Source organism: Zeaxanthinibacter sp. PT1 (assembly GCF_028464225.1).
Taxonomy (GTDB): Bacteria; Bacteroidota; Bacteroidia; order Flavobacteriales; family Flavobacteriaceae; genus Zeaxanthinibacter.
The window spans coordinates 1,166,865-1,191,433 of the sequence record NZ_JAQPCN010000001.1 but is presented as its reverse complement, the minus strand read 5'-3'; the positions used below and the strand labels follow the sequence as shown (position 1 = coordinate 1,191,433).

Below are 24,569 nucleotides of genomic sequence, written 5' to 3'. Positions count from 1 at the left end.
CACTGCAAGCTTTTTGCAGTAAAGACTAATATTTTAGTGACGGGAAGGGGGCATGCCCCAAGGTTGTATATTAAAATGACCAAAGCTCTGAATTGATAGACAACCTTCTACCGCACTATTCCGCAAGACCTTATAATTCAATTAAGTACAATATTTCTCCTGCTCAAAATTATCAGAATGTCACATTGGATTTTAATGTATTTTCGCAAGGTCAAAGAACTTACCGTCCTTCTTTGAAATGTCTAAATGAACAACACTGTGCCTCCGGAATTGGAACAATTTGAAAACCTCATCAATGGTTTTATGGAGCAGGGCTTCGGCACCTGTGAGCACTTCCTTGAACCAGCTGTGATCAATGGGCTTCGAAATAAGCTTTTAAAGCTGCATGAATCCGGTGAGATGCACCCTGCAGGGATCGGAAAGAACTTCGATTACAAGAAAAATGCCGAGATCCGTGGGGATGTGATTCGATGGTTGGATGAAGGGAACGCTGATGAGCAGGAACAGTTGTTTTTTGAGAAATTAGACCGTTTTGTCAACCACCTGAACAGCACTTGCTATACGGGCATTAACGGTTACGAATTCCATTATGCCTACTATGCTCCCGGCAGTTTTTACAAACGGCACCTGGATCGCTTTCGTAGTGATAAAGGAAGGCAATTCTCTTTCGTGATCTATCTCAATGATAATTGGCAGGAAACCGATGGGGGCGAGATCAGCCTTTACCTGGAAAACACGGACACAAGGCTGGCGCCTGTTGCCGGAAGAGTAGTATTCTTTAAGAGCGATGAAACAGAACACGAGGTACATGTTGCACCCGGCAGGGCCAGGCTCAGCATAGCCGGTTGGTTGAAAAAATTATAGTCATACAATCCTTCTCTAAAAAATAACAATCCGGCTTAGTCCCCTGAGCATTCTGATTTGTCCTTTATTCATGACTGATTCCGGATAACTGTTGCCCTGTAATCGAGGTACTAAAATTAATATTATTGTATCTTTGGGCATGTTCGATAAAATCCTGAAAGGAAACCTGTTTACCGATATTCTCTGGACCATTTTTGGGCTCATAGGCACCCTTTATTACTTCTACAAAGAAATCTACTGGATCGGGATCATATTTGCATTATGCCTGTTTTTATATGCCGCGAAAGTAATTTCACGGATACGTGAACAGAAAAAAGATTGATCATATTACCCATTAGAACATTACCCACCACCTTAGGTTAACAACATATGAGATTTTTTTCTATATTTATAATATGAAAAAAGTACTCGGCATATTATTACTAATCTTTTCCTTAGTGCTGATGCTTGCCTTCCTGGGTCAATTCTCCGTTTTTCTTTCCGATCTCACCAACCTCTTTGGCCTTTCTGAACAATCAGAGGCCTATGACACGGGTTATCTGCTAGGCAGGATAGTCTATTGGGTGATGCACCTGTCTGTCCTGGCTTTGCTACTCTTTTTCGGAATTCGATTGCTAAGAAAAAACCGTCTTAAAAAACATGGGCTATGATCTATATCCTCTCCTCGGCCATCTTCCCGATTCTCCTAATGGTGGTACTTATCGTTGTTCCGTTAATTGCACTTATTGAGATCATTGGCGGCCCCCTCAAGTGGCATCTGCAATTAATGTGGGTTGTCCTCATCATTACAATAAATATTTTCGGGGTGTTACTCTATTATTTATTTGGCAGGCCTAAAAAAACTCGTGTAGAAAAATATTTATAAAACTGATTTTTAATACCTTAATAAGGTCTTATGAAGATCAGTCTTATACAAAACCACCCATTTACGGCAGACCTTAATGCCAACATTGCAGACCATCTTAAGTATGCCAAACAATGCGCTGATCTTGGGGTGGAACTTCTTTTATTCCCCGAGCTTTCCCTGACCGGTTACGAACCCACTTTAGCTGCGGAGCTGGCGTTAGAAAAAGATGACCTCCGCCTACAAAGGTTACAGGAATTCAGTGATGAACACCATGTCACTCTTGGGGTCGGTTTACCCTTGCGAAGTCCGGAAGGAATCTGTATCAGTTTATTATTCTTTCGCCCCGGCCTTCCGGTCATTGCACATCACAAACAATACCTGCACCCGGATGAAGAGCCTTATTTTAGCAGTGGTCCCAATCTCCCGGGCATTATAGTGAACGGGATACAATTTGGGCTTGCTATCTGCTATGAACTTTCTGTAGACGAACAGCTGCAAGAACAAATGCAGTATAATCCGGCATTCTACCTCACTAGTGTGGCAAAAGCCCCCAAAGGCCTGGCAACAGCCACAACCCATCTGGCCCAGATAGCTCGGAAATATAACATCATTACCGGGATGGCGAATAGTGTGGGTGCTGCCAACGGCACACAATGTATGGGGAATACAGCGGTATGGGACTCGGGCGGTCACATCTTAGGCTTATTAAATCAAACTGATGCAGGCATGATGGTATTTAATACGGTAGACCGATCCTGTAATGCTCATTATTTTAATGTTTAAAGACTTGCTTTATTATACTTTACCCAGGAATCTCTAAAGTTCGTCAAATACAAACGAAGTAATAGTTTTCATTACGAGCGATCCTATTCAGCGACCTGTCATAATAGTTAATTGAATATCTTAGGTAGATAATAACTAACCACAACTCGATCTTGAGATACCGAAAATTTTTATGGATTCTGGTCACAGGCCTCCTGGCCGGCTATTCGGCCTGTAAGGAGAAACCGGAAATGCAAGAAGTAACAATTCCACCGGCAATTCACGAAGCCAACTACTGTTTTCGATTTGTCCCGGCACAGCCCGCTGAAAGCTCCCGCAAGGATGATCTGAGAATGAGCCTGACTGTAATCGGGGATAGTGTGGTAGGGTCTTATAATTGGCTGCCTTCTGAAAAAGATGGGCGTCGGGGCATACTTAGGGGGACAAAAAAAGATTCGGGTATGATCCTGACCTATTTCTTTATGCAGGAAGGAAGCTACGACACCGCGGAACTCAATGTTGTATTCAAAGAGGGTAAAGCAATTGTTGAAGGTGGAGATCCTTCGCTGGGGCTTTCGGCAGTATTAACGCAGGTAAGCTGCCTGGAGTAAACACAGTTGAATCCCCAATTATTTTAGGCTTCTTATGTCATCCTCACAATCTTTGGTGTTGCTCGCCTCTTCTTTGCCAGACGTGATCTGAGGATCTTCTGCAACCCTTCTAAACTCGGGAAGCAATGGCAGCAGTGTCTGCTTTTGTGGTCGTAAATAAATCTCTCCCCCGGGCTCTAGGTTTGGTTTGCACCAGGTGTAATCGGGAGTTTATTTATCGCTTATTGGACGAGGAAAGTTTCCAGGCCTGCTAAGAGAAAATCACATTTGTTTCAAAGAATAAATTCCATCTTAGAGATTAGCTGTGTTTTAGCTGGTAGTCTAATTATTTTTTACGCAACCTGTTGCCCTGGCACGCATCTACTATAAAATATTTTCTCAAATTTGAATTGAATTATTTAAAACGACTTCGATGAAGAAAGGTTATATACTCTTTCCATTACTATTAATCTGTTTACTCCTCTCTTGTAAAGGATCGGATGATGGAATTTATAGCTCAAGTGATATCATAGGTACCTGGCAATTGCGGGCGGTCCTGGCCGATCCCGGTGACGGAAGTGGAGAATATGAACCGGTAAGAAGTAATAAGACGATCGAGTTCTTTGAAGACGGCACCTTCGTGACAAATGTCTCTTTTTGCGACGGCAGCAGGGAATCGGGGGAAGGATTTTCTGGAACTTACGACCCTGGAACCAGCAAGCTGGTTCCGGATGGCTGTGCTTATACCGGATCCATGCCAACCTATTCTTTCGAGGGAAATAAGCTGATCATTCACCTACCCTGTATTGAGCCCTGTGGTGAAAAGTATGAGAAGATTAGCTAATTTGAAGAGGGCCTAGGAGAAAAACCACTTTTCTTTTATCTTAGTGCGCAGCAACGACTGAACTATGCGTAATCTATTTGTGGCTTTGGTTTTTATAGGGTTACTATCCGGCTGTTCTAAGGATGAAAGCAATCCTGAACTGCAAGGCAGTTGGTACTTAAAATCCTTCCAATGTTGCCAGGCTGCAGCAGAGACCTACCAGGAGGGAGATATCACCTGGACCTTTGGTAACGATGAAATTCTTATTGTAGATGTCAATACAGAAATAGATCAGTACTCCCAGTTGCCATTAAAGTTCAGTGACACCTACGAATACACCACCACTTCTAAAACTGTAAAAATAAAGACCCTTGTGTTTGACTACTATTTTGAAGGGAACACTCTTATACTGTCCGATTCCCCTGAAACGGGTGGAGCCTTGATCAGGTTTAGTGCGAAATAAACTGTATCTTAATTGGATGCTAATCAAGCCATAGCAGCCCTGCAATGGTTTATTAATATGGCCATCATGGAAAAGGAGATTGTAAAAGAATACAGCAACGGTGAACTGACCGTTGTGTGGAAGCCCAAACTTTGTATTCATGCCGGGGAATGTGTCAATGCGCTACCGGAAGTTTATAACCCGGACGAGAAGCCATGGATCAAAGCAGGCAACGCCAATACGGAGGAGTTAAAAGCCCAGATCGAATTATGCCCTTCGGGGGCTCTTAGTTGGTATGTGAAGGGAGAGAAGGAGTCCGGAAATTCCGCAGCGCGGGAACAGGTGACAGTAAGTATAAAGCCTAACGGCCCCATGTTGGTAAAAGGTGGTTTCACTTTGGAAAGTGCGGACGGGCAGAGCGAATTTAAAAAACGGCCCACTGCGTTTTGTCGATGTGGTAAATCCGCCAATAAACCTTTCTGTGATGGTACCCACAATTCTATTTCATTCGAAGGATCCTAGGACATATTTTTACACCGTAAAAATCATTGCGTTTTATCATTCCAATATTCGCAAAAAAAATCGAATTTTCACTACCTTCAATATCATCGAAGCTTTGTGAATACTTCCTTGTAGTACATATGCCAACACTTTAGTCTACCCCTATAAATGAAAGAGCGTTTTCAATTCGAAGAGATTTTTGCAGTGAGTCCTAAAGAACTTTACGAATCCTGGCTCAATAGTGAATCGCATACGGCCATGACCGGTGGTAAAGCTGAATGTAGCGATGAAAACCGGGGCGAATTCACCGCATGGGACGGATATATCCGGGGTGCTAACAAATCACTGAAGCCTTATAAAGAGATCATACAAAGTTGGAGAACTTCAGATTTTAAAGATGAGGATCCCGATTCCGAACTGATCGTCAGATTCTACGATGTTGTAGGGGGTTGCAGGATGGTACTGATCCACAGGAATGTCCCTGAAGGAGAAACTCATTATAAGCAAGGGTGGATTGATCACTACCTAGATCCCATGAAACGGTATTTTACAACTCAGGGTACCGGGGAGTAATTTGCGGTCTGCATTCGTCAGAAGCAACGAATTATTTAGTCTACTGAATCTTCCTATAACAAGTATAAGAGTTCTCTGGATATGTTTTATAGGATGGATCCGGATTTTGAACCCGCCCTATAATTTACTGTTTATAAAAACTGAAGGTCTGCATTTTCTCTAGACCCTTCTTCACATGCAGAATATAAAGCCCTTTGGTCAGGGCGGATACGTCTAATTGTCCCATGATCCCATCTATATTTTTACTGTAAACCAATCTCCCTATAAGATCATAAACTTCCAGTTGCAATCTCTCGTTAACATGATACCCGGAAAATCGTAATAGCTCCGCCGTTGGATTCGGATAAATGCTAAAATTCCCAGGATTACTATCAATGCCAGTAACACTTAAGAAGCCTTTTGCACTTGTACCACTGCAGGTGATAGTATTGTCTGATTCTTGATAGGTTAAGGAGGCATGTGAAATACTATCGACACAAAAGTTGACGGTAAGCGTACCTTTAGCGCTCCCGGTCGTTTGTAAGACTACTACACCATCGCTCCCGGTTACGGCACTGGCCACCTCTGAAAATGTTCCGGAAAATGTGCCCGAAACAGTAGCATTATTTACAGGATTACCCAGGTTATCATTTACCGTTATAGTGGCTGTACCGTATTTCTGGCCTTTTCCTGCACTGGCTGTACCCGTAGTTAGAGCTCCGACATGAGTGCTGACAGCTTCTCCCCCGGCCTGCCCGTTAACCGTAATCACTGAGGATGTGGTATTAGCCCCTTCATTATCACTAGCCACTGCAGTTATACCGGTAGCACCAGGAGCAACTTGCCAATTTACAGAATAAGGCTCCGTAAAGTCAATCCCTACACTGGCTCCATCTGCAAAAAATTCTACCTGGTCTATAGAACCATCCGAGTCCGAAGCGTCAGCAGTAATAGTTATCGCAGTCCCTTCACTGAAGGTAGAACCATCCGAGGGAGCTGTGATATTGACCGATGGCGCTTGGTTAGCTGTACTTCCGGTATCTGCATCATAGCTATCCAGGTTATCAAAATAATAGGTGTCATTTGTAAAACTATTAGAATTAAATAATAAAATTAAATGTTCAATCCCCGTTTCTGATGCACTGGGATCCGGGCGGTCCAATAAGGTAAATTCCAGACGTTCCCAACGGTTGTTGGTGGTAATGCTTGCAACATAACGACTGTGTCGGCCACTGGGATAATTGGTAGCTGTAGCCGTTGAAGTCTCTAATTGTATAAGCACTTCTGTTCCTGCCGGGGCAGTCGTAAAAACATCCATAAAGAATTTTTTATCCTTATTTGTATACGATGTGGCATTGCTTATACTACTGATATTGTACACAAGGATATCATACTGTTCTCCTCCATTCCGATCATATTTTCCGCTAAGAGCGCTCATATTGACTGCATCAGGACCTGGATTGCCGACTTCTGTAAGTGTGCCGGTAGAAGATGCGTAGATCGCTGATGAAGTATCATCAAAGTTTTCAAAGGAATAGGTGTATACATATGGAGGTTCAACCTCTACGTCTATGGTCAAAGCCTGTGCTGAACAACCGTCATTGAATGTAGCGGATACAGGACCACTTTGGGCTCCGAAATCAACAACAATAGAAGATGTCCCTTGTCCGCTTACTATCGATGCGCCAGTCGGAACTGACCATGTAATATTGACATTATTAGCAATGTTTTCTACTGAATATCCTACTGAAGAGGCTTGATTAGAAACTACGGCGGGTCCATTGAGATATGGCTTAAATCCATCATATACCCTAACATAATCTACTTCCATAGTTGCCGGCAGCATCGCATTATTAACGGGACCTCCCAGGTTACCTCCTACTGCTACGTTCAACAAAAAGTGAAAGTCGTGGTCAAAAGGCCAGGTATATGGACTAAGGTCTTCCGTTCTTTTAACAGAATACAATATCCCATCCAAAAACCAACGAATCTCACCCGGTTCCCATTCAATAGCGAATTCGTGAAAATTATCGGTAAAGACCCCATTACTCAGGGTGTATTTATTTCCCTGGGATTGGTTATTAGGATAGGGGTCGCCGTAATGTATATAACCCAAAATTTCATCTGGGGTAGATGCTACAAATTCCATTATATCTATCTCTCCGCTTTGCGGCCAGCCACCGTAAGGTTCATTAGTTGAGAGCATCCAAAAGGCCGGCCAAAGCCCATCTCCTGCCGGCAATTTAATTGAAGCTTCAAAGCGACCATAAGTGAAGTCACCTTTGCCTTTAGAGTTTATTCGCCCAGAGGTGTATTGAGACCCCCGGATCCTTTCTTTCTGGGCTGTTATTTTTAAAGTGCCATTACTTACGGCTACATTGGCTTCCTGGTAGGATTGTAATTCATTATTTCCCCATCCGCAGATCCCTTCTGCACAGCCATCCCCAATTTGGTAATTCCATTTAGAGGTGTCCAGAGTATTCCCACTAAATTCGTCTTGCCAAACAATGCTAGGACACTGCGCTATTCCTAGTTGACTTCCCAGGGAAAGCATTAGGCACAATCCAATATGAATTCTTAAAAAAATTAAAGGATTTTTCATTTTAGGAGGTTTAGGTTATTATATCCCTACTAAAATATATCATAAATTCACAAAGTCACATAAATGACACCTATACAAAACCACAACAAAGAGACGAATTTTGACTTTATAAAAATTAAAATTGCCTGATTTCCCAACCATCACTCACTTCACCGGGAAAACGTATCTTTATTTTTTTGATGTCGTTATCAGCATGCCGGGAAGAAATCAGGTACTACTAATTATTGTTTTAGCTCAATTCTGCTGTACCTCCTTATGGTTTGCAGGGAACGGGGTAATGGCCGACCTCATCCGTGTATTTGATCTCAACCTTGGAGCTCTTGGGCACCTCACTTCTGCAGTGCAATTCGGCTTTATCTCCGGCACCCTTATCTTTGCACTTTTTACGATAGCCGATCGGGTTTCCCCCTCTAAAGTCTTTCTGTGGAGTGCTGTCGCTGGGGCTCTTTGCAATCTCGGTATTTTATGGGACGGAAATGATTTAGTCAGCCTGATTATTTTACGGGCCGCTACAGGATTTTTCCTGGCCGGTATCTATCCTGTAGGCATGAAGATCGCTGCAGATTACTATAAGCAAGGCCTGGGGAAATCATTAGGATACCTGGTAGGAGCCCTTGTCCTGGGCACAGCCTTCCCTCACCTGCTCCAGAGTTTCCCTACCGGATACCAGTGGGAATACGTTATCCTGGTGGTTAGTGCCCTGGCCATAGCCGGAGGTATATCTATGGTCTTGCTTGTCCCTGACGGTCCTAACCGGAAACCCGGAAAGAATATGGACCTGGCTGCTGCTTTTAAGGTCTTTGGGAATGCGGATTTCCGGGCGGCAGCCTTTGGCTATTTTGGTCATATGTGGGAACTATATGCATTCTGGACCTTTACCCCATTGCTGCTGCATCAATATTCCCGATGGCATGGGGAAGCTCTTCCAAACATTTCAATGTGGTCCTTTCTCATTATCGGTATTGGCAGCCTTGCGTGTATTGCGGGCGGCTATCTTTCTGTGAAATGGGGTGAGGCCAGGGTTGCATTCATCTCCTTGGGACTTTCCGGACTTTGTTGCCTGTTGTCGCCCCTGTTCTTCTTACAGGGATCGTCTTTTATTTTGCTCTTGTTCCTGCTTTTCTGGGGAATGGTTGTGGTAGCTGACTCTCCCCTGTTTTCTACCATGGTGGCCCACAATACTGATCCCCATATCAAAGGCTCTGCCCTTACCCTGGTCAACTGCATTGGTTTTTCCATCACTATAATAAGCATCCAATTGCTGACCTTGTTATTATCCCTTACTGATCTTACCTTCCTCTTCCTGATCCTTCTGCCCGGCCCCATACTCGGGTTATGGGCTCTCCGAGGAATGGCACTTCCCGATAGAAACAGGGGACAGAAGTAATATCCTATATAGGGGTGTAAACTCGCATGCTGAAGACCAATATTTTATCTATTACAACTACTTTTTTCCGTTCCGGGAACACCCTACCTCCCTGTTTCTGTGATACTTTCGCTATGTTCCGGGAACCGCTCAAAAAATAACATCAATACCCGGGACACCTTTAGAAATGTATATAAAAAGAAATATAAGCTGGAAGCTTATACTGCGATACGCCTGGAAAAATATGGTGCTGTTTGTGCTGTATTCCCTGGGTATTTTTTACGTGTACCATTACCTGGGGTGGTATTTTATCGATATCCCATTTGAGCCGCTTACCATAATCGGTATCGCCGTTGCCTTCTACCTGGGTTTTAAAAATAGCCAAAGCTATGACCGTTTCTGGGAAGGCCGCAAGATCTGGGGCGGTATTGTCAATTACAGCAGGACCTGGGCGATAAAAGTGCTCAGTTTCGTAGACACTGGTGATAACGAACAAACCCGGGAAATGAAACGACAATTGGTTCACCGCCATATAGCATGGGTAAATGCTTTACGAGTACAACTCCGTCAGAAACGTCCGTGGACTCCGGAACATGGCACACTGGTTGAGTCATTACTAGACGTTCACGGAGAGCGAAATATGGTTTCTAATGAAGCTTTTAATTTTGTAAGCCAAAGTGAATACGAGGAATTAAAACAACGAGTCAATCCCGCTACCCATATTATCAAGAACCAATCATTAATTGTGGCGGAACTCCGGAAAAATGAATATATAGATGGTTTCCAGGAACATCAGTTAATGACAGTGCTCGAAGAACTTTACAATTTGCAGGGTATGTGTGAACGCATTAAGAATACCCCCTTCCCCCGGCAATACGCTTATTTCACAAAAGTATTCACCTGGCTCTTCGTCTTACTCGTCCCCCTTGGGTTATTGAATATTTTTGAAACGCACGTCAGTGAAGAGATCAACGCCAGTGATCAGACCGAATTCCTATTCCTGCAGATGATCCCGTTCACAGTCCTGATCATGTGGATCTTTACTACTATGGAGATGATAGGAGACATCAGCGAGGATCCGTTTGAAGGCAGCACCAACGATGTGCCCATGACCTCGCTTTGCAGGACGATAGAGATCGATCTCCGGGATATGCTGGATGAAAAGGATCTGCCGGCGAAAATTGAACCTAAAGACAATATCCTTTATTGATAAAGAAAAAAACCGGACAGGTATTATTAAGTGCTCTAATTGCAGGAAAATTCCCCAATTCTCTCTATTTTAGGATTCCCAATCCAGACCAATTTCAAAATAAAATTAAAAGATGCCTTATAGAACCAAGTGGGAACCCGATGGAATCATCTGGGAGTACTTTGGCCACGTAACTTCCAAGGATATTTCTGAATCCAATTCAGAGTTCTTCAGGGACTTGAGAAGTAAGCATGCCCGATACCAGATTGTCAACACGACAGATACAGATATCCTGGAATGGCCCGAAATGGATATCGTAGAGACCTCTGCCAATGATGTGGGTGCCAGCAGGGTGGTCGAAAAAATCAAGTTAGCCTTTGTCATCCGCAAGGAAGAAATATACCGCAAGATCCAGAAATATATAGAAATATCAAGGAAACTGGATACCAATTGGGAATTCCGGATTTTCGATAATATTACCGATGCCAAGTCTTGGGTACAGGAAAAAGAGTAGCACCCCGAGCTACGCATCAGAAGGTCTGTTTTTGCGCATGAATCTATAGCATTTGAGCGCCTCTGTATCAACAGCTTCATCTATATTTAATCTATATGATTAAAATTGAATATGTATAGAATACTACTAATACTTTTCCTGGCCCTGGCGAGTTGTAAAGCACCTTACAGCAGGACCACTTCCAAACATGGGGCCGTAGCAGAAGGGCCCGTCTTGGAGATTCCCGGTTTAGAGCGCAGCAGGCAATTAAGGGTTTATCTGCCCCCTGGATACGAAAGCTCTGAAGATCGATACCCTGTTCTTTACATGCAAGATGCACAGAATTTGTTTGATGAGCGTACGGCCTATGCCGGCGAATGGCGCGTGGATGAGATACTTGATTCCCTCGCCCTGGAAACGGGATTTCGCCTGATCGTGGTGGGGATAGATAATGGTGGACAGGAACGTATCCACGAGATGAATCCCTTTGAACACCCGCAGTACGGCTTAGGAAAAGGGGAAGAGTATGTGGAGTTCATCGCGGATTATGTGAAACCACAGATAGACAGTATATACAGGACAATACCCGATCGCGAGCACACGGGGATCATGGGGAGTTCCCTCGGTGGACTCATTTCGCATTACGCTATCCTGCAATACCACGACAGGTTTGGAAAAGCGGGCTTATTTTCACCTTCCTACTGGTTCGGTGAACGAATATACGAGCTGACAGAGGATGATCCCTTCCCTGAAGATAGCAAGATATTTATGCTGGTAGGCGAAAAGGAAGATGATATGGTTGAGGGCGCTGTGAAGATGTACGAACTGCTCCTGGAATCGGGGCATCCGGATGAAAACCTCGTCCTCGAGATTGATCCGGAAGGAGAACATAACGAGCACTTCTGGGGCCGATATTTCGGGATAGCAGTTAAATGGCTGTTTGAAGAACACTAGAAGAGCGCTCCTGTAATTACCATGTGCACTACATATGCAGCATGCCGCACATCGTCGGGAACTGGACGCTGGCAGTGGCCTATGGTGGCCCTGCAGAAAACAATCCCAGCACACACCTTCCCGGCCTGTGAAGATCAGTCGAGTTTTACCCACAACGTGAATAATTGCCGCGAATAGTACCCGGAACTATATTCATCGATTTCAAAACACATAAATTCTTCAGTGATCTTGATGGTCTCCTGTTCATGATCAGCACCTATCATGATAAATGGCCAGCTTACACTCTACTTATACAGGATATAAAATCTATTCTGGCTTTTCGGGTACCATGAGCGGTCAAAATTATTCCTTCATTCCAATTTATTTTAACACTATAACGTTTTCGTTTTAACATTTAGGGATTTTATTATATATTCATGGCGGTTCATTCTGATCGATGAACATAATAACCAATAACTAAATCTTTAATTTATGAAGTTCAAAAACACATTCCCCCAACTGGCAGCCTGTGCCCTGTTGGCATTATTTACGTCCTGTGAAAATTCTGGGGACAGGGTATTAGATGACCTGCAGGAGCAGAATGCAGTATTGGTCCGGCAAAACTACCAGGTCATCCCCGGTCAGTATGTGGTGACCTTTAAAGAAGGCACCCTCAGCAAGCCATCAGCGGCGAAAGGTGCCCAGGAATATTCCAAAGCAACGGCAACGAGCAAGGATGAAATTCTAAGCAAATTTAATCACACAGGAATTACTTCAGAGCAAATGAAGTCGGTCTATGCCTTTGCTGTAGAAGGCTTTTCAGCAGTCCTTAACAAGTCACAACTTGAAACATTAAAGAAGGACAACCGGGTAAAATCCATTGAGCAGGACTACCTTGTTGTACTGGCCCCTCCACCGGGGAAAGGTCCCGGAGGAAATGATGGAGGAGGCGGAGCTCAGGAAGTTCCATACGGGATTACACGTGTAGGAGGCGGAGCTACCTACACAGGTGAAGAGGTGGCCTACATCCTCGATACCGGGATAGACCTGGATCATGAAGATCTGAACGTTAATACTGACCGTGGTTTTAATGCCTTTACCACCGGTAAAGACAGTAAAAGCCTAGATGATGGCAACGGGCACGGCACACATGTGGCAGGAACCGTAGCCGCTATTGATAACGGGGTAGGTGTAATTGGGGTTGCCGCCGGTGCAACTGTGGTTCCAGTAAAGGTCCTCGATAGCAGGGGAAGCGGCTCATATTCCGGTGTTATTCAAGGTGTAGATTTCGTCAAGGCTAACGGACAACCGGGCGATGTGGCAAATATGAGTCTTGGTGGTCCTGTATCTGAGGCTTTGGATAACGCCGTTATCGCGGCCTCTTCATCCGTGAAATTTGCCCTTGCCGCAGGTAATGAGTCCGATGATGCAGACAATCACTCACCTGCCCGAGCTAATGGAAACAACATCTATACCGTATCAGCCATGGATAGCAATGATGATTTTGCATATTTTTCAAATTTTGGCCCTGATGTAGATAATTGCGCCCCAGGTGTAGCTATTAAGTCTACCTGGAAAGGTGGTGGCTATAATACCATCAATGGCACCTCAATGGCTTCCCCGCATGTATGTGGAATTTTACTTTGGGGCAATGTGGCTACCAGTGGATATGTTAATAACGATCCCGATGGAAACCCGGACCCTATTGCACACGTGCAGTAATCCTCAATTTAAAATCAATTTAAGAGCCACCTGAATAGGTGGCTTTTCTTGTTAGACAAAACATCTTAAAAGTTTTAGAAAGCCCGATGTTTTAACTTTATGGTTATTTTAGATGTCTAAACTAAACCTTCCATGCGTACCCTACTCCTGCACATTGTACTTTGTTTATTCCTGGCCATAAGCTGCAAAGAAAATAAGCAGCCCGAGGAGCCCATTGCAAAAGATATTGAAATAGTAACAACGCAAGGATCTATTATCCTCCGGCTTTATGATGAAACCTCGCTACACCGCGACAACTTTATTAAGCTGGTTAATGATGATTTCTATGACAGCATTCTTTTTCACCGGGTCATCGAAAATTTTGTCATACAGGCAGGAGACCCGGAAAGTAAAAATGCAGCCGCTAATGATTCATTGGGTGAAGTAGATCTACCTTATACCGTCCCGGCAGAATTTCACCCGGATATCTTTCACAAAAGGGGGGCGCTTGGAATGGCGCGTAACAATTCACCTTCAAGGGCCTCGAGCTCTACCCAGTTCTATATTGTACAGGGCCAGGTCTATAATGACAGTTTGCTTAAAATTGCAGAAGATAGAATTAACAGTCGCCTCGCATTTAACCAGGTCGTTAATAATCCTGCAAATAAAGAATTATCCGATACCTGGGCAGGACTCGAGGCGGATAAGACTTCTCCCGAACAATTAGCAAAAGTTATCGTGAAACTGGATTCCCTGGCACTTATTACTAAAGACTCCATGAAGCGGTATTCCATTCCTGAGGACCAATGGGATATGTACACCACTGAAGGAGGTGCCGCACATTTAGACCAAAGTTACTCCGTTTTTGGAGAAGTCGTCAGCGGGATGGAGGTCGTAGACCATATCGCCGCGGTGGAAACAAACCCTAAGGACAGACCTTTGGATGATGTACGCATCAAAGAAGTGCGATTCATAGATCGTAAAGAGTATACTGCGGCAGATGAGTAGGACCATTGTATTTACCATATCGCTCTGCCTGCTCGCTCACTTTGTTTTTTCACAGGACCGAGCCTACCAGCTTTTTACCTCAAAAGGGAAAAAGACGACTTTCAGGAAAATGAGCAAAAACCTTGAAGAAAAAGATATCATCCTTTTCGGAGAACTGCACGACAATCCTATTGCCCATTGGCTGCAATTAGAGCTGGCAAAACAACTGCACAATTCTAATCCCCTGCTGCTCGGAGCAGAAATGATAGAAACAGACAATCAGCAGGCTTTGAATGCCTACTTAGACGGGCGCATAGATCAAAAAGGTCTGGACAGCCTTGCCAGGCTTTGGTCCAATTATAAAACAGATTACGCACCCTTGGTCAATTTTGCTAGGGAAAATAAGCTGCCTTTTATCGGCACCAACATTCCAAGGAGATATGCAAGCATGGTCTACAGGGCCGGGTTCGCTGCGCTGGACACCTTGTCTCCCATAGAGAAAAAATGGATTGCACCCCTGCCTATCCCCTTTGATCCTTCCCTGACAAAATACCAGGAGATACTTCAGATGATGGGAGATCACGGAAGTCCGGAATTGGTTATGGCGCAGGCTATCAAGGACGCCACTATGGCACACTCCATCCTGGAGAATTATAAAGAGGGTTACTTGTTTCTACACTTTAACGGTTCTTTCCATTCAGACGATTACCAGGGTATCCTCTGGTACTTAAAACAGATGCGTCCGAAATTAAAATACGCTACCATCGCTACAGTCTCCCAGGACGATCTCCGGATGCTGGAAAAAGAATACAAAGGGAGGGCCGACTTTATTTTATGCGTGGACAGCGATATGACCACCACCTACTAATTCCGTAACTTAGAAGTGACCATGAAGTTAACTACCCATTTACCTCTAATGAAGACATATCCCTCTCTTTTATTTTTAAGCATTATCCTGATCACCCTGTCCTGCAATACGGATCCTGTGAAAACCGCAGATCTTATATTACTGAACTCGACCGTAATTCACGTAGATAGCGCAAAAACCATTCCCGGGCAGTTTATCGCCATTAATGGTCGGAATATCCTGGAGGTTGGACCCATGGCTGAAGCCGAAGACTGGAAAGCCAAGGAGTCCCGTGATCTACAGGGTGCCTTTGTTATGCCGGGACTATGGGATAACCATGTGCATTTCAGGGGTGGGGATTCCCTCCTTAAGGAAAACCAGGACCTCCTCCCCCTTTTCCTCGCTTACGGTATAACTACAGTTCGCGATGCAGGAGGAGATATTACACCTGCTGTGCTGCAATGGCAACAGGACATAACACTGGGGGAACTGCCAGGGCCGCGGATCTTCAGTTCAGGACCAAAACTGGACGGGGACCAACCGTCCTGGCCCGGATCTATTAAAGTTACTTCTTCTTCTGAAATTACTGCTGCACTAGACTCTTTAAACATGATCGGCGCAGATTACGTCAAGATATACGACGGCAACCTCAGCCCGGAAATTTATTACGAGATTATCCGTCAGGCAGAGGAGCGTGGCATGAAAACCACCGGCCATATGCCTATGCAGGCCAACTTGTTAGATGCTGTCGCATTAGGACTTGATGGAACAGAACACCTTTATTATGTTCTAAAGGCTTGCTCCCCTAAAGCAGATAGTCTTACAGCCCTTGACCTCGGTTATGGAATGGTCACAACGCTGGTAGACACTTACGATGCGAACCTCGCAGAAAAAGTTTATAAAACATTGGCCGAAAAGGGAGTGTATGTAACCCCGACCAATTACATTGGGCATATCCTGGCTAACGTCCTGGATAAGGACCATAGCAGGGACAGTCTTTTACAATATGTTGGGCCCGGTATTCAAAAAACCTATGAAGGTCGCGTTAAAAGTGCAGAAAGAGCAAGGGCATCGGGTAATTCAATGCGTTCTAAAACGGAAGGTCAGTTTATGTCCATGGTCAAACCCATGCACCAGGCCGGCATACCGCTGCTTGCAGGTTCTGATAGTGGAGCTTTTAATTCATATGTCTACCCGGGGGAATCACTCTGGGGAGAGCTTCAGTTTATGGTCAAGTCCGGGCTTACACCGGCAGAAGCCCTGGCCACATCCGTGATCAATGGTCCCCGGTTCTTTGATATCACCTCTGCCTATGGAAGCGTCGCTCCGGGCAAAAGGGCAGATCTCCTTATCCTGGAGGAAAATCCATTAGAAGATATAGATCACCTTGCATCCATGGAAATAGTCATTGCCGGGGGAGCCGTCTATGATCAAAAGCAATTGGATGAGTTATTACAATCGATAAAGAATAATCCCCAGTAGTTAAATACTCCCTATGAAATATCTAATGTTCACGCTTTCCTTTTTATGTTCCTTAGGATGTACTAAGGTTCAGGCCCAATCAGCACGAAGCAATACCGATCCGGTAACGGAAATGTACCAGCTGGCCACGGAATTACAGGCAGACATGGGCAGCCTTCGCCGCTTCTATGCTATTGAAAACAGCCCGGAACGCCGGGAACGTTTCCGGGTGTTTTACCAGGATTACCTGCAAAAACTACAGCGTCGTCCCTTTGATGATCTTGCCAAAGGGGGACAGGTGGATTACCTGATGATCAAAAAATTCCTGGAACAACAACTTGGGGAGCTCAACACCGAAAAAGCAGAATACGAAAAGCTACAGCCGTGGATAACTCAAGGGGAAGAACTGTATGCCCTGGAAAAACTGAGGCGAAGAGGAAAACGCCTGGACGGGCAGGAAGTAGCTGAAAAGCTCAATAAAATCACAAAGGATTACACAACCGCCTCATCCATCATAGAAAAGGAAAAGCCTTTATTTACCCGCCAGCTAACCTCACGTTCAAAGGGAATTTTGGAGGGGCAACGAGCAGCTCTTCAAAGTGTGTACGAGTTTTACGAAGGCTACGATCCTCAATTTACCTGGTGGGTGACACAACCCTACGAAGTCCTGGATAGCGTATTGCTGGATTATTCCGAAAAACTTGCAGCCCGGGTAGACCCTGCCACCCTGCCAAAAGATGATGGTAGTGGGATCATTGGCGATCCCATCGGCCGGGATGCAATACAGCAGCAATTAGCTTTTGAGCTGATCCCTTATACGCCGGAAGAATTGATTGCCATAGCCGAAAAAGAATTTGCATGGTGTGATAGGGAACTATTAAAAGCCTCTCGAGACATGGGGTTTGGAGACGACTGGAAAGCTGCGCAGGAAAAAGTGAAACAGACCTATGTCCCGGTCGGACAGCAACCTGAGGCTATGTTAGAATTATATGATCAGTCTATCAACTTCCTGAAAGAAAAAGAATTGCTCACTATTCCGCCTTTGGCAGAGGAAACCTGGCGAATGACCATGCTTTCCCCTGAAAGGCAACTGATCGCTCCTTTTTTCCTCGGGGGCGAAGTCTTGCAGATCGCCTACCCTACAGATGCGATGAACCACGAGGATAAATTGATGAGCATGCGGGGCAACAATCCCCATTTTAACAGGTCTACCGTTCACCATGAACTCATCGCCGGGCATCACTTGCAGGGTTTCATGAATAATCGTCATAAACCCTACCGTTTTTACCGAACACCCTTCTGGACCGAAGGTTGGGCTCTGTACTGGGAACTCTTGTTATGGGACATGAACTTTCCAAGATCTCCTGAAGATCGCATTGGAATGCTGTTCTGGAGAATGCACCGATGTGCCAGGATAATTTTCTCCCTGAACTATCATCTCGGGAATTGGACTCCACAGCAATGTATAGACTACCTGGTAGAAAGAGTGGGCCACGAGAGAGCCAACGCAGCAGGGGAAGTCAGGCGCTCCTTCACCGGGGGGTACGGCCCTTTATACCAGATTGCATATATGATAGGGGGATTACAGTTTTATGCCCTGAAAGAAGAACTGGTCGATAGCGGTAAAATGACGTACAAGGAATTCCACGATGCCGTGATGAGGGAGAACAGCATGCCGGTAGAAATGGTCCGTGCCTTGCTCATTGATGGAGACCTGGACAAGGATTTTTCCTCAGAATGGCGGTTCTATGATAATTAGACCCAACCCTATCTAGAAAACATCGGTGAAGGGATTCCACTCCTGGATTGAACCTTTTTAAAAATTTATCGTAAGTACTTCAAAACTAACCCTAACGGGAAATCTCTTTTCCCTAATTGAAGTTTACGATGAGATCTATTATTTGTGTTTTATTCTTATTCTCCAATGTCCTGCTCTCCCAAAACAAAGAAGTCCAGGACCATATTATGAACCACCAGACGGCAAATATCCTGACTTCGATCAGTGATGGCCAACCAGCCCCGGCAAAACAGTTAGGAATCACTGTCACTTCTGTAGCTGATGCAACAGATGGGGTGGAATACCAACTTTCACTGGGTTATACGCCTTCGGATCACAATTTCTGGAGAAATACGATGTTACAGTTTACCGTACCCACCATGAGGCAGGGAAAAGGCGCATTGAACTTTGAAAAATCGGTCGGTATCTCCTGGTCCCACAGGTGGCATTCAGAACAGGACGGAATACCGACAATATCCACTATCTCTACGGTACAACTGCCTTACGATGAGCCCGGGGAGAAGACAGACCTGGTGAACACCCTGGTGATTGCAAAAAATATCGGGGAGCGCAGTGTAGCCTTTATAAATGCATATGCCGAAACTGTCTGGGGTATTGCCCTGGATGCGGTAGAATTAGGATATCTTTTAGGCTATAAATATTTCTTGAACCCTAACACAGCCTTGTTCCTTAACGGGGTGTACCACAACGCTGCTGACCTGGTCCTTGAAACGGCACTGCAAGTTGATATTGCAGGAGGGTGGACCTTCAGCCCCGGCATCAGCCTTAACCTGTCACAGGCTGATACAGACGCTACTATCAGTGCCGGTATTATGCTATTCTATGAACTCCAGAAGCCCTTAGGAAAAATTAATTGATGCAGCTGGCAACTTGTCACCTTGCGAATAGTATTTTTTAATGCTCAGATGTGCTGTCCCGGAGGTATTTGAGGTATAACCCCTCTACCTTCTCCCTGGCCCAGGGGGTTCTCCTCAGGAAGGCCAGGCTGGATTTTACCGATGGGTTGTGGGTAAAACAACGGATGTTGATTTTCTCCCCCAAGCTGGTCCAACCGTAATGATTAACCAGCTCCCGGATGATCTGCTCTAGTTTAACCCCGTGAAGGGGATTATTAGGTTGATCTCCCAAGTTTAGTATGATTTCCGCTTACCTTCCCGCCTGTCGTTATTGCGTTTAGGCTTATTCTTGTTCCTGGATGAGTTCTTAGACCGGTTACCACCGCGTTGCTGTGGTTTTATGGGTTCTGTAGAGGCGTTAGGATCGGGTTCAAATCCTTCGATCACTTCTTTAGGAATCGAAATTCCCACCAATTTTTCTATATCCCTGAGGTATGAGGTTTCATCAGCACTGACCAGGGAAATAGCTTCTCCACTGGCACCTGCACGTCCTGTACGCCCGATCCGGTGTACATAATCTTCCGGAATATTTGGAATTTCGTAGTTCATCACATGGGGTAATAAGGGAATATCCAGCCCGCGAGCAGCGATATCCGTAGCGACCAGTACTCCGACTGAACCACTTTTAAAACCGGCCAAAGCCTTAGTCCTTGCCCCCTGGCTTTTATTACCATGTATGGCAGCAGCCGTGATCCCGGCCTGTTCCATCTTCTTGCAAAGCTTATTTGCTCCGTGTTTGGTCCTTGTAAAAACCAGGACCTGGTCCCAATTTCCTTCCGAGATCAATTTGATGGCAAGGTCTGTTTTTTTGCCTTTGGCAACCCTGTATACTTTCTGGTTGATGGCATCTACGGTTGTATTCTCCGGGGTTGCTTCAACTTGTACAGGGTGATTCAATATTCCATTGGCCAGTTTCTTGATATCCTTGGAAAAGGTGGCCGAGAACATCAGGTTCTGACGTTTCTTCGGCAACAGCTTCATAATTCGCTCAATATCCCTGAGGAAGCCCATATCCAGCATACGATCCGCTTCATCCAGTACAAAGATCTCCACCTTGTCCAGGGATAATACCCCCTGGCCGATAAGATCGATCAATCGCCCCGGAGTAGCTACCAAGATATCCACCCCGTTACGTAATTGTCTAACCTGTGGGTTTTGGTTAACACCGCCGAAGATCACACTGGAGCGCAGATCGGTATAAGCACTGTACGATTTTACATTTTCAAAAACCTGGGCAGCAAGTTCTCGGGTCGGCGTAAGCACCAGCCCACGGACAGGTCGTTGCCGTAGCTGTTGCCCCTGTGATAACAATTGAAGCATAGGCAGGGTAAACCCGGCTGTTTTCCCGGTTCCGGTTTGCGCGGATGCCAGAATATCTTTTCCCTCTAGAATGGGGGGAATTGCTTTTGCCTGAATTGGTGATGGGGTATCGTAGCCCTGTTTTTCTACGGCTTTTAAGAAAGCCTGTGATAATCCTAAGGATTTAAATGACATATAGATTGTTTACGAAATGACAATTGTATGAACATCACCATTTCTGAATAGCCGGCAAAGGTACGGCTTATTTTCCCGATGAAGCTTTTCTTACCGGAAAGCCGGCCATTAGCGCAACAGAATGGTGTTTGGATTAAAATAGGCATCGATTGCGCTAATAATAATTACCGCTTGATAGCCGGGCGTAACTGATTTGGACTTAATTTGTTCAAATTATATATTCTGTCACCGCTTATCTATTAATAGTTTATCCATTAAAGACTTAACTACATCCACACACAGCTTGGCATGGTTCAATCAATAGCATCTGAAAAATACTTTGGCATTAACTCTTTAAAAGGTGAAATGCCAAGGCACATTAGTGAAAAGGATTGGTCTGATACGCCCTTAGGGCCATACAAGGAATGGCCGGCTGCATTAAAGTCCATGCTCAGCGTAATCCTGGAGAATCCTTTCCCGATGTATATTGCCTGGGGAGAAGATTTTACCCAGTTGTATAACGATGCATTTATCCCAATTCTCGGGAAGGATAAACATCCCAAGGCCCTCGGGCAAAGCACGCGTAGCAACTTTGTTGAGATTTGGGAGGGTATCGGGCCGCTCCTGGAGGAGACTCGCAATGGAAAAGCAGTAAAATATACCGATGCCGAATTCTTTCTGGACAGAAATGGCGATATAGAACAGACCTATTTTGATTTCTCCTATAGCCCGATCCGATTGGAGAATGGAGAAATTGGTGGAATTCTTGCAACCTGTATAGAAACGACTAGCCGCAAGATCTCTCAGGAGGCTCTGAGGGAAAGTATGACACAATTCAAATTTGCTATCGAAGCCAGTGAACTTGGAACATTTGATTTCAACCCTCATTCACAGAAATTTTCTGCAAATGAAAGACTGAAGGAGTGGTTTGGCCTACCTCCTAAGGAGGAAATAAATCTTTCTGATGCAATTAAGGCAATTTGCGAAGATGACAGGGATCGAGTAACCACTGCAATCACCAATGCTCTTGATTATTCTTCCGGCGGACACTACGATATCGTTTATTCCCTGACCAGGAAGGGCAATGCGCCTCCACGGACCGTTCATGCTAAAGGTAAAGTAAGTTTTGACCCTAAAGGAATAGCTCAAAGATTTACCGGAACTTTACAAGATATTACAGAACGGAAAGCTGCGGAAAGATTGCTGAAAATCAAAGAAAACAACTTGCGTTTGATGATCCTTCAGGCCCCGGTGGCCATTGCAATTCTGCGAGGTAACAACTTTGTTATTGAAATAGCGAATAAAGCTGCCCTGGAATTATGGGGCAAAAAGGAGGGTGAGGTACTACATTTTCCGGTCATGGAAGTCATGCCAGAATTAAAAGCACAAGGAATCGGAGACTTGCTTAGAAATGTTTTTGAGAGCGGAGATCGATTTGCTACTTCAGAATTGCCGGTATTCATCGACCAACAAGGAAAACTGTCTACCAAATATATCAATTTCTCATATGAACCCCTCTATGATGCTTTTGGCGAAATAGATGGGATCATGACTATAGGTATCGATGTAACAGAACAAGTCCTTGCCCGGCAAAAGGTAGAGGCAAACGAGGAAAAGCTGAACTTGATTATCAATGCTTCAGACTTAGGATTCTGGGAATTAAACCTGAAAAATTACGATGTAGATTGTTCTGATCGATGCTATGAAATTTTTGGAGCGCAAGAAGGTTACAAGCCGTCCCACGCCGAGATGAAATCCCAGTTACACCCGGAAGATCTCCCAATACGGAATAAAGCCTATGATGATGCAATGACTACCGGGGTTTTTGACTATCAAGCCAGAATAATTTTACCGGACGATTCTATTCACTGGATTGAGATGAAAGGCAAGGTTATTTTTGATGAGCAACACAACCCCGATAGGATGCTGGGCACCATGAGAGATATCACCGAAGAAAGAACCCTTCACCAGCAGTTAGAAGAGCGCGAAGAGCGTTTTCGTCTCCTGGCTGATTCTATGCCGCAGTTCGTGTGGACTTCTGATCCTGAGGGCAAACTCAACTATTTTAATAATTCTGTATTCCGGTATTCGGGAATGACATATGAGGAGCTTGTGAAGGATGGCTGGATTCAGATGGTGCACCCTGAAGACCAGGAAGAAAATTTAGTACAATGGCAAAAATCTATCGAGACTGGAGATGATTTTATATTTGAACATCGTTTCAGGAGTATTGATGGAGAATTCAGGTGGCAGTTAAGCAGGGCTATCCCCCAAAGAGATGAAGAAGGAAGGATTACCCGGTGGGTGGGAACCAGTACGGATATTCAAGATCAGAAAATGTTCACCAACGAACTGGAAAAACAGGTGCTGAAAAGAACTGCGGAACTGAAAGAAAAGAATGACACCCTCGAAAAAATGAATCAGGAGTTAAAGTCGTTCACATTTATTTCCAGTCATGACTTGCAGGAACCCCTGAGAAAAATTAGGATATTCGCCGGGCTGCTCCAGGAGCGAGAAGTTAATAATATGAGTCCTGAGGGGATGAGAAAGTTCACCAGGATTATTAAGTCCGCTGCACGTATGCAGACCCTGATTGAAGCACTCCTACTCTATTCCAGGACCAATACAGGCAAGAAAGATTTTAAAAAGGTCCCAATGACCGCGGTATTGCAGGAGATCAGGGAAGATCTTAAAGAAGAGCTAGAGAGCGGTTCACTAGTTATTAAAACCGGCCATCTCGACGAGGTTTGCATCATTCCATTCCAGTTTCACCAGCTACTGCATAACTTATTGACCAACGCCATAAAATTTACCAAGCCCGATACCACTCCTACGGTCCATATTTCATCTGAAATTAAAATGGGTAAAGACCTAGGTGTTGAAGGGCTAGAAGCCGACGATTCCTATTGTCATATCCGCGTAGAAGATAACGGGATCGGTTTTGACCAGACCTATGCCAATAAGATATTTGAATTATTCCAGCGACTTCATGCTAAAGACCAGTATGAAGGTACCGGGATGGGGCTGGCAATCGTTAAGAAGATCGTAGAGAATCATAACGGTCAAATTACAGCCGAAGGCATATCGGGGGTTGGTGCCACCTTCAATATCTACATTCCTGATCGTTAGAAGCTGCTTTGCCCTATGCAGGGAGTCCTATTCAATATTGATGAAGGTTTTATTGCGAGCCAGTTCTAAGATGGTAAACCTGAAGAAATCCGGCACTCATGTAAACTCGAGACCAAAGAACCCTTTGCAGCTCCCAAAATTAAACCGGACAGTGATCTGAAGCAGATTGTGTACTCAGGGCAGGAAGTGCTTTCAATTTTATGATCATGGATCCCGAAGCGGTTTGGTCTCTATGTATTATACTAAAATTCTTCACTTCAGACTGTGGTATAAATTGAAGGCCAATTTTCCGTGGCTGTTTCAATAGTTAAAG

Annotated in this window: 24 protein-coding genes; 21 read left to right on the top strand and 3 right to left on the bottom strand. The window is 44.7% G+C overall.

The features are described from left to right. Positions 1-246: 246 nt before the first annotated feature. From PP178_RS05185 to PP178_RS05140, 10 genes are all read left to right on the top strand, one after another. Positions 247-864 carry a 2OG-Fe(II) oxygenase gene (locus PP178_RS05185; RefSeq protein ID WP_272593243.1) on the top strand — a complete coding sequence of 206 codons (618 nt, stop codon included), beginning with the start codon at positions 247-249 and terminating at the stop codon, positions 862-864. A 139-nt stretch (positions 865-1,003) separates the two neighbouring features. Further along, positions 1,004-1,186 (top strand): hypothetical protein, encoded by a 183-nt coding sequence (locus tag PP178_RS05180; RefSeq protein WP_272593242.1) that lies wholly within the window; start codon positions 1,004-1,006, stop codon positions 1,184-1,186. A 73-nt stretch (positions 1,187-1,259) separates the two neighbouring features. After that, positions 1,260-1,514 (top strand): hypothetical protein, encoded by a 255-nt coding sequence (locus PP178_RS05175; RefSeq protein WP_272593241.1) that lies wholly within the window; start codon positions 1,260-1,262, stop codon positions 1,512-1,514. After that, positions 1,511-1,729, top strand: a complete 219-nt coding sequence (locus PP178_RS05170) for a hypothetical protein (protein ID WP_272593240.1) — start codon at positions 1,511-1,513, stop codon at positions 1,727-1,729. The genes PP178_RS05175 and PP178_RS05170 overlap by 4 nt, the downstream gene beginning before the upstream one ends. Before the next feature lie 30 nt (positions 1,730-1,759). Then, positions 1,760-2,494 (top strand): carbon-nitrogen hydrolase family protein, encoded by a 735-nt coding sequence (locus PP178_RS05165; RefSeq protein WP_272593239.1) that lies wholly within the window; start codon positions 1,760-1,762, stop codon positions 2,492-2,494. Positions 2,495-2,646: 152 nt separating this feature from the next. Next, entirely contained in the window at positions 2,647-3,084 is a 438-nt protein-coding gene (locus PP178_RS05160) for a hypothetical protein (RefSeq protein ID WP_272593238.1), read from the top strand. A 412-nt stretch (positions 3,085-3,496) separates the two neighbouring features. Beyond that, positions 3,497-3,907, top strand: a complete 411-nt coding sequence (locus PP178_RS05155; RefSeq protein ID WP_272593237.1) for a lipocalin family protein — start codon at positions 3,497-3,499, stop codon at positions 3,905-3,907. Positions 3,908-3,971: 64 nt separating this feature from the next. Beyond that, positions 3,972-4,349 carry a hypothetical protein gene (locus PP178_RS05150; protein ID WP_272593236.1) on the top strand — a complete coding sequence of 126 codons (378 nt, stop codon included), beginning with the start codon at positions 3,972-3,974 and terminating at the stop codon, positions 4,347-4,349. Between the two features lie 12 nt (positions 4,350-4,361). Next, positions 4,362-4,850: a (4Fe-4S)-binding protein gene (locus PP178_RS05145; protein ID WP_272593235.1), complete on the top strand. Its 489-nt coding sequence runs from the start codon at positions 4,362-4,364 to the stop codon at positions 4,848-4,850. A 147-nt stretch (positions 4,851-4,997) separates the two neighbouring features. Then, positions 4,998-5,402, top strand: coding sequence for an SRPBCC domain-containing protein (locus tag PP178_RS05140; RefSeq protein ID WP_272593234.1), 405 nt, complete (start codon positions 4,998-5,000; stop codon positions 5,400-5,402). A gap of 124 nt (positions 5,403-5,526) precedes the next feature. Here the strand turns inward: PP178_RS05140 and PP178_RS05135 are convergent, their stop codons facing one another. Then, positions 5,527-7,983, bottom strand: a complete 2,457-nt coding sequence (locus PP178_RS05135; protein WP_272593233.1) for a family 16 glycosylhydrolase — start codon at positions 7,981-7,983, stop codon at positions 5,527-5,529. 193 nt (positions 7,984-8,176) lie between these two features. Here PP178_RS05135 and PP178_RS05130 point away from each other — a divergent pair, with 193 nt between their 5' ends. The 10 genes from PP178_RS05130 (at position 8,177) to PP178_RS05085 (ending at position 19,615) form a co-directional block, all read left to right on the top strand. Next, entirely contained in the window at positions 8,177-9,370 is a 1,194-nt protein-coding gene (locus PP178_RS05130; RefSeq protein WP_272593620.1) for an MFS transporter, read from the top strand. Positions 9,371-9,536: 166 nt separating this feature from the next. Next, entirely contained in the window at positions 9,537-10,559 is a 1,023-nt protein-coding gene (locus PP178_RS05125) for a bestrophin family protein (RefSeq protein WP_272593232.1), read from the top strand. A gap of 112 nt (positions 10,560-10,671) precedes the next feature. Next, positions 10,672-11,052 carry a hypothetical protein gene (locus tag PP178_RS05120; protein WP_272593231.1) on the top strand — a complete coding sequence of 127 codons (381 nt, stop codon included), beginning with the start codon at positions 10,672-10,674 and terminating at the stop codon, positions 11,050-11,052. Positions 11,053-11,163: 111 nt separating this feature from the next. Continuing rightward, positions 11,164-11,985: an alpha/beta hydrolase gene (locus tag PP178_RS05115; protein WP_272593230.1), complete on the top strand. Its 822-nt coding sequence runs from the start codon at positions 11,164-11,166 to the stop codon at positions 11,983-11,985. Positions 11,986-12,456: 471 nt separating this feature from the next. Beyond that, on the top strand, positions 12,457-13,686 hold the full coding sequence (locus PP178_RS05110) for a S8 family peptidase (RefSeq protein ID WP_272593229.1): 1,230 nt from the start codon (positions 12,457-12,459) through the stop codon (positions 13,684-13,686). Between the two features lie 132 nt (positions 13,687-13,818). After that, complete coding sequence (locus tag PP178_RS05105; protein ID WP_272593228.1) at positions 13,819-14,673, top strand: peptidylprolyl isomerase; 855 nt, start codon at positions 13,819-13,821, stop codon at positions 14,671-14,673. Further along, the gene (locus PP178_RS05100; protein WP_272593227.1) at positions 14,666-15,520 is read left to right on the top strand and encodes a ChaN family lipoprotein; all 855 of its coding nucleotides are present in this window, start codon (positions 14,666-14,668) and stop codon (positions 15,518-15,520) included. The genes PP178_RS05105 and PP178_RS05100 overlap by 8 nt, the downstream gene beginning before the upstream one ends. A gap of 48 nt (positions 15,521-15,568) precedes the next feature. After that, on the top strand, positions 15,569-16,981 hold the full coding sequence (locus tag PP178_RS05095) for an amidohydrolase family protein (protein WP_272593226.1): 1,413 nt from the start codon (positions 15,569-15,571) through the stop codon (positions 16,979-16,981). A gap of 13 nt (positions 16,982-16,994) precedes the next feature. After that, positions 16,995-18,719 (top strand): DUF885 family protein, encoded by a 1,725-nt coding sequence (locus PP178_RS05090; protein ID WP_272593225.1) that lies wholly within the window; start codon positions 16,995-16,997, stop codon positions 18,717-18,719. Between the two features lie 128 nt (positions 18,720-18,847). Next, on the top strand, positions 18,848-19,615 hold the full coding sequence (locus tag PP178_RS05085; protein WP_272593224.1) for a hypothetical protein: 768 nt from the start codon (positions 18,848-18,850) through the stop codon (positions 19,613-19,615). Between the two features lie 37 nt (positions 19,616-19,652). Here the strand turns inward: PP178_RS05085 and PP178_RS05080 are convergent, their stop codons facing one another. Beyond that, positions 19,653-19,886: a VF530 family protein gene (locus PP178_RS05080; protein ID WP_272593223.1), complete on the bottom strand. Its 234-nt coding sequence runs from the start codon at positions 19,884-19,886 to the stop codon at positions 19,653-19,655. Between the two features lie 2 nt (positions 19,887-19,888). Continuing rightward, on the bottom strand, positions 19,889-21,148 hold the full coding sequence (locus PP178_RS05075) for a DEAD/DEAH box helicase (RefSeq protein WP_272593222.1): 1,260 nt from the start codon (positions 21,146-21,148) through the stop codon (positions 19,889-19,891). A gap of 345 nt (positions 21,149-21,493) precedes the next feature. On the opposite strand from PP178_RS05075, the gene PP178_RS05070 reads away from it, so the two are divergent. Continuing rightward, a complete protein-coding gene (locus tag PP178_RS05070) occupies positions 21,494-24,256 on the top strand; it encodes a PAS domain-containing sensor histidine kinase (RefSeq protein WP_272593221.1) in 2,763 nt (920 codons plus the stop codon). The last annotated feature ends 313 nt before the right edge of the window (positions 24,257-24,569 follow it).